Annotated in this window: 2 protein-coding genes; both read left to right on the top strand. The window is 48.6% G+C overall.

Going from position 1 to position 1,129, the window contains the following annotated elements; translation table 11 throughout:
* On the top strand, nucleotides 1–564 hold a 564-nt coding region (locus G3A47_RS22545; protein WP_458294229.1), incomplete at its 5' end, for an Ig-like domain-containing protein.
* 17 nt (nucleotides 565–581) lie between these two features.
* On the top strand, nucleotides 582–1,129 hold a 548-nt coding region (locus G3A47_RS22540; RefSeq protein WP_458294230.1), incomplete at its 3' end, for an Ig-like domain-containing protein.

The raw sequence follows: 1,129 nt of genomic DNA, 5'->3' as shown, positions 1-1,129 counted from the left end.
TCAGGCTGTGAGTCGGCCACCAGACTCGATGTAACTGCTCATATCAATATCACCCCGGCTCCAACAGGAAGCAGTTCTCAGAGTTTCTGCTCGGCTTCAACGGTTAGCAATTTAAGCGCCACAGGAAGTACGATCAACTGGTATTCGACATCAAGCGGAGGCAGTCCCTTGGCCACGAGTACCCCTTTGACAGACGGTACGCATTATTTTGCTTCTCAGACAGTGTCAGGCTGTGAGTCGGTTAGCAGACTCGATGTAACTGCTCATATCAATATCACCCCGGCTCCAACAGGAAGCAGTTCTCAGAGTTTCTGCTCAGCTTCAACGGTTGGCAATTTAAGCGCTACCGGAACCACGATCAACTGGTATTCGGCATCAAGCGGAGGAAGTCCTTTGGCTACGAGCACCCCTTTGACAGACGGTACGCATTATTTTGCTTCTCAGACAGTATCAGGTTGTGAGTCGGCTACCAGACTTGATGTAACTGCTCATATTAATATCACTCCGGCTCCAACAGGCAGCAACCCCAAAATTTCTGTGCAGCTTCAACGGTTGGCAATTTAAGCGCCACCGGAACCACGATCAACTGGTATTCGGCATCAAGCGGAGGAAGTCCTTTGTCTACGAGCACCCCTTTGACAGACGGTACGCATTATTTTGCTTCTCAGACAGTATCAGGTTGTGAGTCGGCTGACAGATTTGAGGTAACTGCTACAGTAAATATCACCCCAGTGCCTATAGGCAATGCAACCCAAAATTTCTGTGCAGCTTCAACGGTTGGCGATCTAAGTGCCACTGGAAGTACGATCAACTGGTATTTGACATCAAGCGGAGGTAGTCCCTTGGCTACGAGTACCCCTTTGACAGATGGTACACATTATTTTGCTTCTCAGACAGTATCAGGTTGTGAGTCGGCTACCAGACTTGATGTAACTGCTACAGTAAATATCACCCCAGCGCCTATAGGCAATGCAACCCAAAATTTCTGTGCAGCTTCAACGGTTGGCGATCTAAGTGCCACTGGAAGTACGATCAACTGGTATTTGGCATCAAGTGGAGGAAGTCCTTTGGCTACGAGTACCCCTTTGACAGACGGTACGCATTATTTTGCTTCTCAGACAGTATCAGG

The organism is Flavobacterium poyangense (assembly GCF_011751075.1).
GTDB lineage: Bacteria > Bacteroidota > Bacteroidia > Flavobacteriales > Flavobacteriaceae > Flavobacterium > Flavobacterium poyangense.
Note: the sequence above shows the minus strand (reverse complement) of the source record. Positions and strands in the feature narration are given on the sequence as shown.